This is a genomic window from Variovorax boronicumulans, assembly GCF_019352895.1.
Classification (GTDB): Bacteria; Pseudomonadota; Gammaproteobacteria; order Burkholderiales; family Burkholderiaceae_C; genus Variovorax; species Variovorax boronicumulans_A.
In genome coordinates, this window is sequence record NZ_JAAAFX010000004.1 from 1086142 (window position 1) to 1098785 (window position 12644).

Annotated in this window: 11 protein-coding genes; 3 read left to right on the forward strand and 8 right to left on the reverse strand. The window is 66.9% G+C overall.

The genetic code is table 11. The features are described 5' to 3' along the window. Positions 1-11: 11 nt before the first annotated feature. Together K0H49_RS06565 and K0H49_RS06570 are read left to right on the forward strand one after the other, a co-directional pair. Positions 12-1076, forward strand: coding sequence for a CDP-6-deoxy-delta-3,4-glucoseen reductase (locus tag K0H49_RS06565; protein WP_219210471.1), 1065 nt, complete (start codon positions 12-14; stop codon positions 1074-1076). 44 nt (positions 1077-1120) lie between these two features. Beyond that, entirely contained in the window at positions 1121-2092 is a 972-nt protein-coding gene (locus tag K0H49_RS06570; RefSeq protein WP_219210473.1) for a Bug family tripartite tricarboxylate transporter substrate binding protein, read from the forward strand. A 221-nt stretch (positions 2093-2313) separates the two neighbouring features. On the opposite strand, the gene K0H49_RS06575 is transcribed toward K0H49_RS06570, so the two are convergent. The 8 genes from K0H49_RS06575 to K0H49_RS06610 form a co-directional block, all read right to left on the reverse strand. Continuing rightward, a complete protein-coding gene (locus K0H49_RS06575; RefSeq protein ID WP_219210474.1) occupies positions 2314-3078 on the reverse strand; it encodes an ABC transporter ATP-binding protein in 765 nt (254 codons plus the stop codon). Position 3079: 1 nt separating this feature from the next. Further along, positions 3080-3850, reverse strand: a complete 771-nt coding sequence (locus tag K0H49_RS06580; protein WP_219210475.1) for an ABC transporter ATP-binding protein — start codon at positions 3848-3850, stop codon at positions 3080-3082. A gap of 21 nt (positions 3851-3871) precedes the next feature. Continuing rightward, positions 3872-5050, reverse strand: coding sequence for a branched-chain amino acid ABC transporter permease (locus tag K0H49_RS06585; RefSeq protein WP_257624609.1), 1179 nt, complete (start codon positions 5048-5050; stop codon positions 3872-3874). A 12-nt stretch (positions 5051-5062) separates the two neighbouring features. After that, positions 5063-5992: a branched-chain amino acid ABC transporter permease gene (locus tag K0H49_RS06590; RefSeq protein WP_183024582.1), complete on the reverse strand. Its 930-nt coding sequence runs from the start codon at positions 5990-5992 to the stop codon at positions 5063-5065. 242 nt (positions 5993-6234) lie between these two features. Further along, positions 6235-7527, reverse strand: coding sequence for a replication-associated recombination protein A (locus K0H49_RS06595; RefSeq protein ID WP_219210476.1), 1293 nt, complete (start codon positions 7525-7527; stop codon positions 6235-6237). A 60-nt stretch (positions 7528-7587) separates the two neighbouring features. Beyond that, positions 7588-8193, reverse strand: a complete 606-nt coding sequence (lolA, locus tag K0H49_RS06600) for an outer membrane lipoprotein chaperone LolA (RefSeq protein ID WP_257624759.1) — start codon at positions 8191-8193, stop codon at positions 7588-7590. Positions 8194-8242: 49 nt separating this feature from the next. Next, on the reverse strand, positions 8243-10621 hold the full coding sequence (locus K0H49_RS06605; protein WP_219210478.1) for a DNA translocase FtsK: 2379 nt from the start codon (positions 10619-10621) through the stop codon (positions 8243-8245). A gap of 138 nt (positions 10622-10759) precedes the next feature. After that, positions 10760-11434 (reverse strand): Crp/Fnr family transcriptional regulator, encoded by a 675-nt coding sequence (locus K0H49_RS06610; RefSeq protein WP_183024585.1) that lies wholly within the window; start codon positions 11432-11434, stop codon positions 10760-10762. 162 nt (positions 11435-11596) lie between these two features. On the opposite strand from K0H49_RS06610, the gene trxB reads away from it, so the two are divergent. After that, complete coding sequence (gene trxB, locus K0H49_RS06615) at positions 11597-12547, forward strand: thioredoxin-disulfide reductase (protein ID WP_219210486.1); 951 nt, start codon at positions 11597-11599, stop codon at positions 12545-12547. The last annotated feature ends 97 nt before the right edge of the window (positions 12548-12644 follow it).

Genomic DNA, 12644 nt, shown 5'->3' on the forward strand with positions numbered 1-12644 from the left:
CAAGAATACCCATGACCAGCGCATCGCCGCACGATTCCGGCTTCCAGATCACCGTCGAGCCCAGTGGACGCCAGTTCGTGGCCCAGAGCGACGAAACCATCCTTGCGGCCGGCATCCGCCAGGGCATCGGCCTGCCCTATGGCTGCAAGGACGGCGCCTGCGGCTCCTGCAAGTGCCGCAAGCTCTCGGGCGAGGTCACGCACGGCCCGCACCAGAGCAAGGCGCTGAGCGCCGAGGAAGAGCTGGCCGGCTTCGTGCTGACCTGCTGCGCCCGCCCGACCAGCGACGTGATGCTCGAATCGCGCCAGGTCACCGAGGCCGGCGCCTTCCCGATCCGCAAGATGCCCTCGCGCGTGCTGTCGCTGGGCAAGCAGTCGCACGACGTGATGCTGGTGCGCCTGCAACTGCCGGCCGGCGAGCCGATGCAGTTCCATGCGGGCCAGTACGTCGAGTTCATCCTGCGCGACGGCGCCCGCCGCAGCTACTCGATGGCCAACGCGCCGCACACGCTGGCCGTGCCCGGCACCGGCATCGAGCTGCACATCCGCCACCTGCCCGGCGGCAAGTTCACCGACCATGTGTTCGGCGCCATGAAGGAAAAGGAAATCCTGCGCATCGAAGGGCCCTACGGCAGCTTCTTCCTGCGCGAGGACTCCGACAAGCCGATGGTGCTGCTGGCCTCGGGCACCGGCTTCGCGCCCATCAAGGCGCTGATCGAGCACATGCAGCACAAAGGCATCGAACGCCCGGCCACGCTGTACTGGGGCGGCCGCCGCCCCGAGGACCTCTACATGGACGCCTGGGTGCGCGAGCAGGCCGCGGCCATGCCGCACCTGCGCTACGTGCCGGTGGTGTCGAACGCCGTGCCCGAGGACAACTGGACCGGCCGCACCGGCTTCGTCCACCGCGCGGTGCTGGAGGACTTCCCCGACCTGTCGGGCCACCAGGTCTACGCCTGCGGCGCGCCGATCGTGGTCGATTCGGCCAAGCGCGACTACCTGGCCGAGGCCGCGCTGCCGGAAGAGGAATTCTTCGCCGACGCCTTCACCACCGAAGCCGACAAGGCCCAGCCCTGAGCGCAGCGCGCCGCCCTTCACCGACCCGAGACAAAGACAACAACATGCACACCCGACACTTCCTCTGCACCCTGCTCGCCGGCGCCACCGTGCTGAGCGCCTTCCACGCCGGCGCGCAGCAGCGCCCGATCCGGCTGATCGTCCCGTATGCCGCCGGCGGCCCGATCGACGTCACGGCGCGCGTGCTGGCCGAGCGCGTGAAGGAGTCGCTGGGCACGGTGATCATCGACAACAAGCCCGGCGCGGGCGGCAACATCGGCGCCGATGCGGTGGCCAAGGCCGCGCCCGACGGCCTGACCATCGGCATCGCCGCGACCGCCACCAACGCGGTCAACCCCTGGCTCTACAGCCGCATGCCCTACAACGCGGCGACCGACTTCGCGCCCATCACGCAGATGGTGCGCGTGCCCAACGTGCTGGTGATGAATGCCGAGATCGCCCAGCGGTTGAAGATCAACACCGTGCCCGAACTGATCGCCTACGCCAAGGCCAACCCGGGCAAGCTCAACTACGGCAGCGGCGGCAACGGCAGCGCGGGTCACCTGGCCGGCGAGATGTTCAAGCAGCAGGCCGGCATCTTCGCGGTCCACATCCCCTACAACGGCGGCAACCCGGCGCAGCTGGCGCTGCTGTCGGGCCAGGTCGACTTCAACTTCGACAACCTCGCGACCGCGGCGCCGAACATCCGCTCGGGCAAGCTCAAGGCCATCGCCGTGACCACCGCGCAACCCAGCGCGTCGCTGCCCGGCGTGCCTGCGGTGGCGGCCACGCTGCCGGGCTTCGCGATCGACACCTGGTGGGGCCTGGTGGCGCCCGCCGGCACGCCGCACGAGGTGCTGGCCAAGCTCAACCACGCCTTCGTGGCGGCACTGAACTCGCCCGAGACCAAGACCCGCTTCGCCAACCTGCTGGCCGAACCGGTGTCGAACACGCCCGAGCAGTTCGGCGCATTCATGAAAAGCGAGTTGGCGAAGTACGAGAAGGTCGTGAAGGCGACGGGAGCGAAAGTAGACTGACCCCCGAGGGGCGCGCGCACTGCGTGTCGCAGCGCCTTCCCCCTTCCGGGGGCTACACCGGCGGCCCGGCAAAGCCGGTTCCGCAGCACTGGGATCTCCCCCGAGGCTTGCGCACTGCGTGTCGCTGCGCCTTCCCCCTTCCGGGGGCGACACCAGCGGCCCGGCAAAGCCGGTTCCGCGGTGTCCCTGGAAAAAGCAAAAGCCGCCCTCGGGCGGCTTTTTCATTCGCCCAGGTAGGCAGCCCGGACCTTGGGATCGTCGAGCATGACCTTGGCGTCGCCGCTCATGGTGATCAGCCCGGACTCCATCACATAGCCGCGGTCGGCGATCTGCAGCGCGCGGCTCGCGTTCTGCTCGACCAGCAGCACGGTCACGCCCTGGTCGTAGACGTTCTTCACCACCTCGAAGATCTTGTCGACCATGATCGGCGACAGGCCCATCGAAGGCTCGTCGAGCAGCAGCACCTTGGGGCGCGCCATCAGGGCGCGGCCCATGGCCAGCATCTGCTGCTCGCCGCCCGACATGGTGCCCGCCAGCTGGTCCTTGCGCTCGCGCAGCCGCGGGAAGATCGTGAACATGCGCTCGATGTCGGCCGCGATGCCGCCCTTGTCGTCGCGGATGTAGGCGCCGATCTGCAGGTTCTCGGTGATCGTCATGCGCGTGAACACGCCGCGGCCCTCGGGCACCATCACCAGCCCCTCGCCCACCAGGTCCCAGGCACCGCGGCCCTTGATGCTGCGGCCCAGGAATTCGATGTCGCCGTCGAGGAAGGGCAGCGTGGCGGTGATGGCCTTCATGGTGGTGGTCTTGCCGGCACCGTTGGAGCCGATCAGCGACACCAGCTCGCCCTCGTGCACCTCGAAGTCCACGCCTTTCACGGCCTGGATGCCGCCATACGCGACCTTGAGGCCGCTGACTTTCAGAAGCACCTTGCCCGCGGGCCTGGCGGTGGTCGGCACCGCCACGGGGCTGATCGTTTCGCTCATGTCAATGTCCTCCGGTGCCGAGGTAGGCCTCGATCACCTTTTCGTTCTTCTGCACCTCGGCCGGCGTGCCTTCGGCGATCTGCTTGCCGTAATCGAGCACGGTGAGCCGGTCGCACAGGCCCATCACCAGCTTCACGTCGTGTTCGATCAAGAGGATGGTGCGGTTGTCCTTGCGGATGCGGCTGATGAGCTCGCGCAGCATGATCTTCTCGGTGGCGTTCATGCCTGCGGCGGGCTCGTCGAGCGCGATGAGCTGCGGGTCGGTGGCCAGCGCGCGTGCGATCTCGAGACGGCGCTGGTCGCCGTAGCTCAGCGTCCGGGCCTTGTAGTCGGCGAACTTGCCGATGCCCACGTAGTCGAGCAGTTCGTGCGCGCGCTGCGCGATCGCGGCCTCCTCGGCCTTGAAGCTCGAGGTGCGCAGGATCGCGCCGATCACGCCCGAATGGGTGCGCACATGGCGCCCGACCATCACGTTCTCGAGCGCCGTCATGTCGGCGAACAGCCGGATGTTCTGGAAGGTGCGCGCGATTCCGGCCTTGGCCACCTCGTGCACCGCCGAAGGCTGGTAGGGCTTGCCAGCCAGTTCGAAGGTGCCGCTGTCGGGCGTGTAGAGCCCGGTGATCACGTTGAAGAAGGTGGTCTTGCCAGCGCCGTTGGGGCCGATCAGGCCGTAGACCTGGCCGCGCTGGATCTTGATGCCCACATCGGACAGCGCCTGCAGGCCGCCGAAGCGCTTGGAGATGCCGCGGACCTCGAGGATGGTTTCAGTCATTGGAGCTTCCTTCCTGCCATCTCAGGGATTGATCGACATCGGACGCGAAGGCGAACCGGGCACCGCATCGGCCGGGCTGTCGACGCCCGGAGCCTCGATCGGCGTGACCGGCGTGGCATCGCTGCCCTTGCGCTTGAGCGACTTGCCATGGTCGGGCGAGGGCCAGAGGCCGCGCGGGCGCACCAGCATGATCACGATCATCGCCAGCGCGATGAAGAGCTGGCGCAGGATGGAGGCGTCGAGCCGGCCGTCGGTCATGGCCTGCAGCGGGCCGGCCACGTAGCGCAGCACCTCGGGCAGCGCCGCCAGCAGCACCGCGCCCAGGATCACGCCCGGCAGGTGGCCGATGCCCCCCAGCACCACCATCGCGACGATCATCACCGACTCCATCAGGCTGAAGGACTCGGGCGACACGAAGCTCTGGAAGGCCGCGAACATCGCGCCCGACATGCCGCCGAAGCTCGCGCCCATGCCGAAGGCCAGCAGCTTGAGGTTGCGGGTGTTGATGCCCATCGCCTTGGCCGCGATCTCGTCCTCGCGGATCGCCATCCAGGCCCGGCCCACGCGCGAGAGCTGCAGCCGGTGCGAGATGATCACCGTGACGATCACCAGCGCCAGGAACAGGTAGTAGTAGAGCGAGACCGAGGAGATCGTGTAGTCGCCCAGCTTCAACGGCTTGCCCAGGTTCAGGCTCCAGAAGTGCACCGGGTCGATCGCGTCCAGGCCCTTGGGACCGTTGGTGATGTTGTAGGGATGGTCCAGCGTGTTGAGGAACACGCGGATGATCTCGCCGAAACCCAGCGTGACGATCGCCAGGTAGTCGCCGCGCAGCCGCAGCGTCGGCGCGCCCAGCAGCACGCCGAACACCCCGGCCAGCCCCAGTGCCAGCGGGATCACGATCAGCAACGAGGTGTGCAGCCCGTTGGGGAACATCGCCTTGAAGGCCGGGAAGGTCTCGGTCAGGTGCGGCGAACCCATCAGCGCGTAGAGGTAGGCCCCGATGGCGAAGAAGGCCACGTAGCCCAGGTCGAGCAGGCCGGCGTAGCCGACAACGATGTTCAGGCCCAGCGCCAGCAGCACGTAGAGCAGCGCGATGTCGACGATGCGCACCCAGGCATTGCCCTGGGTCTGCAGCAGCAGCGGCAGCGCCAGCAGCGCGAGCGCCGCGATGAGGAAGACGATGAGGTTCTTGCTTTTCATGATGGCTGTTCCTCAGGCTCGGTCCGCCACGCGCTCGCCCAGCAGGCCCGAGGGCCGCACGGTCAGCGTCAGGATCAGGATGACGAAAGCGAAGATGTCGCTGTGCTGGCTGCCCAGCACGCCGCCGGTGACCGTGCCCAGGTAGCCCGCGCCGATGGCCTCGATCAGGCCCAGCAGGATGCCGCCGACCACCGCGCCGGCCAGGTTGCCGATGCCGCCGAAGACCGCGGCCGTGAAGGCCTTGAGGCCCGGGCCGAAGCCCATGGCGTGCTGCGCGATGCCGTAGTTGGAGGCGTACATCACGCCGGCGATGGCCGCCAGCACGGCGCCGATGATGAAGGTCGCCGAGATCACCATGTCGGGCCGGATGCCCATCAGCGCGGCCACCCGCGGGTTCTCGGCCGTGGCGCGCATCGCGCGGCCCAGCTTGGTGTAGTTCACGACCCAGGTCAGGATCGCCAGCGACACCGCGGTCACGACCAGGATCATGATCTGGGTGGGCGAAATCGAGGCACCGGCCACCACGATCGACTCGCTGGGCAGCAGCGTCGGATAGGCCTTGTTGGTGGGACGCCAGATGATCATGGCCAGCGTCTGCAGCAGGATCGACATGCCGATGGCGGTGATCAGCGGTGCCAGCTTGGGGCTGTTGCGCAGCGGCCGGTAGGCCACCTTCTCGATCACGAAGTTGAGCGTGGCCGCCACCACGCAGGCGATGATCAGCGCGATCAGCAGCATGAGCCAGCCCGGGAGCCAGGGCATCGATTCCCGCATCATGCCGATGATGGTCCAGCTGGTCAGGGCCCCGACCATCAGGACTTCGCCGTGCGCAAAGTTGATCAAGTTGATGATGCCGTACACCATGGTGTAGCCCAAGGCTATCAAGGCATACATGCTGCCGAGGACCAGACCGTTGATGATCTGCTGCAGCAATATTTCCATAACGAGCGTCCCTATGTGATGGCACCTTTGGATGGCGCTTGCGCTTCACGGCGGCCCCGGATGGGCCCCGTGGCTTCATCTAGCAAAAAACCCGCCAACAGGTAGCTCCCGACGGGTTTGGCCGGATTGTAGTCACGGGTTCGGGCCGAATCGGCGCCCCCCTGCCCGGTGCTTTACCCATTGACTTCGGGGTGTTCACAGAGGTCATCGGCGCGTTTTGCGCCCAGCCGAAGGCGCGGCGCTCAGTTGTCGGCGTCGGTGTTGCGCTTTTGCAGGCTGCGCAGTTTTTCGGCGATGCGGATCTCCAGACCCCGCTCTACCGGCCGGTAGAAACCGGGCGACGCCATGCCCTCGGGCAGGTAGGTCTCGCCCGCGGCGAAGCCGTCTTCCTCGTCGTGCGCGTAGCGGTAGCCCTTGCCGTAGTCGAGCTCTTTCATGAGCTGGGTCGGCGCATTGCGCAGGTGCATGGGCACCGGCCGGGTACCGTCCTTCTTGATGAAGGCCTTGACCTCGTTGTAGGCCTTGTAGACCGCGTTGGACTTGGGCGCCACCGCGAGGTAGATCACGCATTCGGCCAGTGCCAGCTCGCCCTCTGGCGTGCCCAGCCGCTCGTAGACCTCGGCGGCATCGAGCGCCAGCCGCAGCGCGCGCGGGTCGGCCAGGCCGATGTCCTCGCTGGCCATGCGCACCAGCCGGCGCGCCATGTAGCGCGGGTCGGCACCACCGTCGAGCATGCGCACGAACCAATACAGCGCAGCGTCCGGGTCGCTGCCGCGCACCGATTTGTGCAGCGCGCTGATGGTGTCGTAGAACTGCTCGCCGCCCTTGTCGTAGCGCCGCATGCGCTCGCCGAGCACACGCAGCAGCCATTCGTCGGTGATCTGCGCGAGCTTCTCCGCGCCCGCGGCGACCGCCAGCGTTTCCAGCGTGTTGAGCAGCCGGCGCGCATCGCCGTCGGCATAGGCCACCAGGCGGTCGATGGCGTCTTCCTCGATCGCCGGCACCGCGTCGATGGCCTGGGCCTTGGCAACGATCTGTTTCAGGTCTTTCTCTTCGAGCGACTGCAGCACATACACCGCGGCACGGGACAGCAGCGCCGAGTTGACCTCGAAGGATGGGTTCTCGGTCGTGGCACCGATGAAGGTGAACAGCCCCGACTCCACATGCGGCAGGAAGGCGTCCTGCTGGCTCTTGTTGAAGCGATGCACCTCGTCGACGAAGACGATGGTGCGACGCTGCTCGAGGCCGTCGCGCGCCACGGTGGCGCGCTCGACCGCCTCGCGGATGTCCTTCACACCGCCGAGCACCGCGCTGATGCTCAGGAACTGGGCGTCGAAGGCATCGGCCATGAGCCGCGCGATGGTGGTCTTGCCGGTGCCCGGCGGGCCCCAGAGGATGCAGGAATGCGGCTGGCCGGATTCGAAGGCGATGCGCAACGGCATGCCCGGGCCCAGCAGGTGCTGCTGGCCGATCACTTCGGCCAGGGTCTTGGGGCGCAGCCGTTCGGCAAGAGGAGGCAGGGAGGAAATGGCCATGACAGGGTCAGCATTCTCGCCGCGGCGACCACGTCACGGCGGCTGCCGCACAAAGCCTGTTCAGGGCTTGAGGACGTCGGCGCCGGCCGGCGCCTTGAAGACGAAGGTGCCCGCGGGCAGGGCCGGGTTGACCTCCACCTTGCTGAACTTGAGCACCGAGCGCTGGCCGAAGCTGTCCTGGATCTCGAGCGCCGCCAGCGCATCGCCCTGGAAGCCGACCTGGATGCCCTGCAACTGGCCGTCCTTGGTCTTGGGCGTGGCCTTGACCCATTGCAGGCCGTCGCGCTCGGGGGCCGATTCCAGCGTGAAATCGGCCTGCAGCGCGCGCAGGTCGGGCGCGGCCGCGATCAGTGCGGCCGGGGTCGAACCCAGGGCCTGGGCCTGCGCGCGCTGCGTGACCTGGTTGAGGTCGACGTCGTAGAGCCAGAGGTTCTTGCCGTCGGCCACGATGGTCTGCGCGAAGGGCTTCTGGTAGTCGAACTTGAACTGGCCCGGGCGCTGGAAGGCGAAGGTGCCGGTCGACACCTTGGCGCGCGCGGGCTCGCCCTCCCGGGTCGGCGCCGTCACGGTCTGCGTGAACTCGGCCCGTCCGGACTTCACGTTCTTCACGAAGGCTTCGAGGCTTTCCATGCCGCCGGCCCAGACGCTCAGCGTCGCGCCCGCCATGCCGAGGCCGATCAGTGACTTCTTCAAAAACAACAACATCCCGCTCCGTTCACTCGGTGCGCGCAGGCACCAGGATTTCGCGCTGGCCGGCACCACTCATGGCGCTGACCAGCCCGGCTTTTTCCATGTCCTCGACCAGCCGCGCCGCGCGGTTGTAGCCGATCTTCAGGTGGCGCTGCACCAGCGAGATGCTGGCCTTGCGGTTCTTGAGCACGACCTCGACCGCCTGGTCGTACATCGGGTCCTTCTCGGCATCGCCACCTTCACCCAGTAGATCGCCCTCGCCGTCGACGGTTCCGCCTTCGAGCACGCCTTCGATGTAGTCGGGCTCGCCCTGGCTCTTGAGGTAGGCCACCACGCGGTGCACTTCCTCGTCGCTCACGAACGCACCATGCACGCGGATCGGCAAGCCCGTACCGCTCGGCATGTAAAGCATGTCACCCATGCCCAGCAGCGCCTCGGCGCCCATCTGGTCGAGGATGGTGCGGCTGTCGATCTTGCTCGAGACCTGGAATGCGATGCGGGTCGGGATGTTGGCCTTGATCAGGCCGGTGATCACGTCCACGCTGGGCCGCTGGGTGGCCAGGATCAGGTGGATGCCGGCGGCGCGCGCCTTCTGCGCGAGGCGGGCAATGAGTTCCTCGATCTTCTTGCCGACCACCATCATCAGGTCGGCCAGTTCGTCGATCACCACCACGATGTGCGGCTCGCGCTTGAGCGGCTCGGGATCGTCGGGCGTCAAGCTGAAGGGGTTGTAGATGAACTCCTCGCGCGCCTTGGCCTCGTCGATCTTCACGTTGTAGCCGGCCAGGTTGCGCACGCCGAGCTTGCTCATGAGCTTGTAGCGGCGCTCCATCTCGGCCACGCACCAGGTCAGGCCGTGGGCGGCCTGGCGCATGTCGGTGACCACCGGCGCCAGCAGATGCGGGATGCCTTCGTAGACCGACATCTCGAGCATCTTGGGGTCGATCATCAGCAGGCGCACGTCGCGCGCCTCGGCCTTGTAGAGCAGGCTCAGGATCATCGCGTTGATGCCCACCGACTTGCCCGAACCGGTGGTGCCGGCCACCAGCACGTGCGGCATCTTGGCCAGGTCGGCCACCACCGGGTTGCCGATGATGTCCTTGCCCAGGCCCATGGTCAGGAAGGACTTGCCTTCGTTGTAGACCTGCGAGCCCAGGATCTCGCTGAGCTTGATCGACTGGCGCTTGGCGTTGGGCAGCTCCAGCGCCATGTAGTTCTTGCCGGGGATGGTCTCGACCACCCGGATCGACACCAGCGACAGCGAGCGCGCCAGGTCCTTGGCCAGGCCGACGATCTGCGAGCCCTTGACGCCGGTGGCGGGTTCGATCTCGTAGCGCGTGATCACCGGGCCGGGCGAGGCCAGCACCACGCGCACCTCGACGCCGAAGTCCTTGAGCTTCTTCTCGATCATGCGCGAGGTCATCTCGAGCGTGTCGCTGGAGACGGTCTCCTGGCGCAGCTGCGCCGCGTCGAGCAGGTCGACCTGCGGCAGCTTGCTGTCGGGCAGTTCGCGGAACAGCGGCTTCTGCCGCTCTTTGGCCACGCGCTCGCTCTTGGGCACCTCGGCCAGCGCGGGCTCGATCTGCACCGGCGGCGACGCGGGCCGGCGGCGCGGCCGGGGCTCGGCCGCTTCGTCGAGCATCGGCTCGTTGGCCCGGGGATCGTCCAGTGCACCGACCTCCTCGCGCTCGCGCGCCGCCTGGCGACCCAGCTTGATGTCTTCGGCGATCTCGCGCTTCTCGCGGCGCGACTCGAACAGCGAATAGACCCGCTCGCCGATGCGCTCGGCGATGTGGCTCCAGGAAAAACGGAAGACCAGCGCCGAGCCGATCACGCCGGCCGCGATCGCGATCAGCGCCGAACCGGTGAAGCCCATCCACTTCACGCTCATCGGGCCGACGAAATAGCCCAGCACGCCGCCGCCATGACCGGGCAGCCGGAATTCGAGCCGGTAGAGGCGCGACCATTCGAGCATCGCGCTGGCGCACAGCAGCAGCACCAGGCCGAACCAGAAGGCCAGGCGGCTGCGGTTGAAGCGGCCCAGGGGCGCGGGTGGCGTCCCGCCACCGGCCTCGCCGCCGCGCAACCAGCCGGCCAGCGACGACAGCCAGACCCGCAGCCCTGCCGCCAGGCACCACCAGACCGAATACCCGGCCAGGAAGTAGCTGCCGTCGGCCACCCAGGCGCCGATGCGCCCGCCCCAGTTCTTGATGTCGCCGCCGGTGCCGGAGGTGGACCAGGCCGCATCGGAGGGCGTGAAGCTCAGCATGGCGATCAGCCAGAAGAGCAGCACCACGAAGCCCGCGATCAGCGTGATCTCGTGGGCGAAGCGCATGGCGCGCAGGCGAACCGGCGGCGGCTCACCGGAATTGGAGGACTGGAGTGTGTTCAGCGAATAGGTCATGTATGGCGCAACGCCCCATCGGCGAAAAGTATCCGCGGGCGCATGGAGCCTACAACGGAAAACGCCACGGTCCGAGCAGGAGCGTGGCGGTTACACACGGGCACAGCGAGGCTGAACGGGCCTTTGCCCCTCGGGGACTCACGCCAGCGAGGCGAGCCGTTCCTTGACGATCATCGAGCCATCAACTTGTGTCTGAACGAAACCACGCTCTTCGAGGTCCTTCATGACGCGACTGACCATCTCGCGCGAAGCGCCGACCATCTTGGCCAGGTCCTGCCGGGAGATCTTGTCGCGGATCTTGAGGTTGCCCTGGCCGTCGTCGACCGCGAACTCGATCAGCGAGCGCGCGACGCGCCCGTAGACGTCCATCAGCGCCAGCGATTCGATCTTGCGGTCGGCGTGGCGCAGGCGCTGCACCAGGCCGCGCATGATGTTGTACGACATCGAGGAGTTCTCCGGCAGGCAGCGGGAGAAGGCATCGCGGTCGAGCATCAGCACGTCGGTCTGGACCTCGGTGCGCACGGTGGCCGAATGCGGCTCGTCGTCGATCAGGCTCATCTCGCCGATGTAGTCACCCGGCTGCAGCGTGGCCAGGATGACCTCGCGGCCCCGGCTGTCGGTGCTCATCACCCGGGCCCGACCGGTCAGGATGATGAAGAGAGAATCCGACTTCTTGCCCTGCTCCACCACCATCTCGGCGCGCTTGAAACGCTTCTTGACGATGGCATCGGCAATGCTGGCCGATTGCGTCGGCGTCAGGGCCGCGAACAAAGGCACACGCCTGAGCAATTCAAGATTGGACAGCATCGACATTCATCAGTCCCCGTAGAGCGCGCGATTTCAAATCTATCGATTAATACAATCGCACGCATTGAAAACGCCTCCCACCGGAGGCGGCCCTGCAAGTGATACTCCTAGGCTATCACCCCTCAAAATGTACACCCTGATACAGGAAGAACGCCAAGTTTTCCACATATGACGTCGCCAACACACGCAAAGGTCCTTATCCTGGGCTCCGGCCCCGCCGGCTACACGGCCGCCGTCTACGCCGCCCGGGCCAATCTGCAGCCCCTGCTGATCACCGGCATGGCCCAGGGCGGACAGCTCATGACCACGACGGAAGTCGACAACTGGCCGGCCGACGTCCACGGCGTGCAGGGCCCCGAACTGATGCAGCGTTTCCTGGAGCATGCCGAACGCTTCAAGACCCAGATCGTGTTCGACCACATCAACAAGGTCGACTTCAGCCAGCGCCCGTTCACGCTGACCGGCGACAGCGGCACCTACACCTGCGACGCCCTGATCATCGCGACCGGCGCCTCGGCCAAGTACCTGGGCCTGCCCTCCGAGGAAGCCTTCATGGGCCGCGGCGTCTCGGGCTGCGCGACCTGCGACGGCTTCTTCTACAAGAACGAGGAAGTCTGCGTGATCGGCGGCGGCAACACGGCCGTGGAAGAAGCGCTGTACCTGTCGAACATCGCGAGCAAGGTCACGCTGGTGCACCGCCGCGACAAGTTCAAGGCCGAGCCGATCCTGGTCGACAAGCTGCACGAGAAGGTGGCCGAAGGCAAGATCGAACTCAAGACCCACAACACGCTCGACGAAGTGCTGGGCGACAGCACCGGCGTGACCGGCATCCGGCTCAAGAGCACCGAGACCGGCGCCACCGAGGACCTCACGCTCAAGGGCTGCTTCATCGCCATCGGCCACCACCCGAACACCGACATCTTCGAAGGCCAGCTCGACATGAAGGGCGGCTACATCGTCACCCGCTCGGGCCTGCAGGGCTTCGCCACGATGACCAGCGTGCCCGGCGTGTTCGCCGCCGGCGATGTGCAGGACAACATCTACCGCCAGGCCATCACCAGCGCCGGCACGGGCTGCATGGCGGCCCTCGACGCCCAGCGCTTCCTCGAGCAGGAATAGGCTTGTTTTTCGGCGCGAAGGCGGCCCCGTCTTCGCGCCGAAGCACAACAGCAGGCGCAAAAGCCGCGCTGCGCTATAATCTCAGGCTTTGCCGAAA

What these genes read in the sequence shown, in the direction of transcription:
- K0H49_RS06575 (WP_219210474.1), bottom strand. Translation starts at nt 3,078, where the DNA reads ATGAGCGAAACGATCAGCCCCGTGGCGGTGCCGACCACCGCCAGGCCC.
- K0H49_RS06580 (WP_219210475.1), bottom strand. Translation starts at nt 3,850, where the DNA reads ATGACTGAAACCATCCTCGAGGTCCGCGGCATCTCCAAGCGCTTCGGC.
- K0H49_RS06585 (WP_257624609.1), bottom strand. Translation starts at nt 5,050, where the DNA reads ATGAAAAGCAAGAACCTCATCGTCTTCCTCATCGCGGCGCTCGCGCTG.
- lolA (WP_257624759.1), bottom strand. Translation starts at nt 8,193, where the DNA reads ATGGCGGGCGCGACGCTGAGCGTCTGGGCCGGCGGCATGGAAAGCCTC.
- K0H49_RS06605 (WP_219210478.1), bottom strand. Translation starts at nt 10,621, where the DNA reads ATGACCTATTCGCTGAACACACTCCAGTCCTCCAATTCCGGTGAGCCG.
- K0H49_RS06570 (WP_219210473.1), top strand. Translation starts at nt 1,121, where the DNA reads ATGCACACCCGACACTTCCTCTGCACCCTGCTCGCCGGCGCCACCGTG.
- K0H49_RS06610 (WP_183024585.1), bottom strand. Translation starts at nt 11,434, where the DNA reads ATGTCGATGCTGTCCAATCTTGAATTGCTCAGGCGTGTGCCTTTGTTC.
- K0H49_RS06595 (WP_219210476.1), bottom strand. Translation starts at nt 7,527, where the DNA reads ATGGCCATTTCCTCCCTGCCTCCTCTTGCCGAACGGCTGCGCCCCAAG.
- K0H49_RS06565 (WP_219210471.1), top strand. Translation starts at nt 12, where the DNA reads ATGACCAGCGCATCGCCGCACGATTCCGGCTTCCAGATCACCGTCGAG.
- K0H49_RS06590 (WP_183024582.1), bottom strand. Translation starts at nt 5,992, where the DNA reads ATGGAAATATTGCTGCAGCAGATCATCAACGGTCTGGTCCTCGGCAGC.
- trxB (WP_219210486.1), top strand. Translation starts at nt 11,597, where the DNA reads ATGACGTCGCCAACACACGCAAAGGTCCTTATCCTGGGCTCCGGCCCC.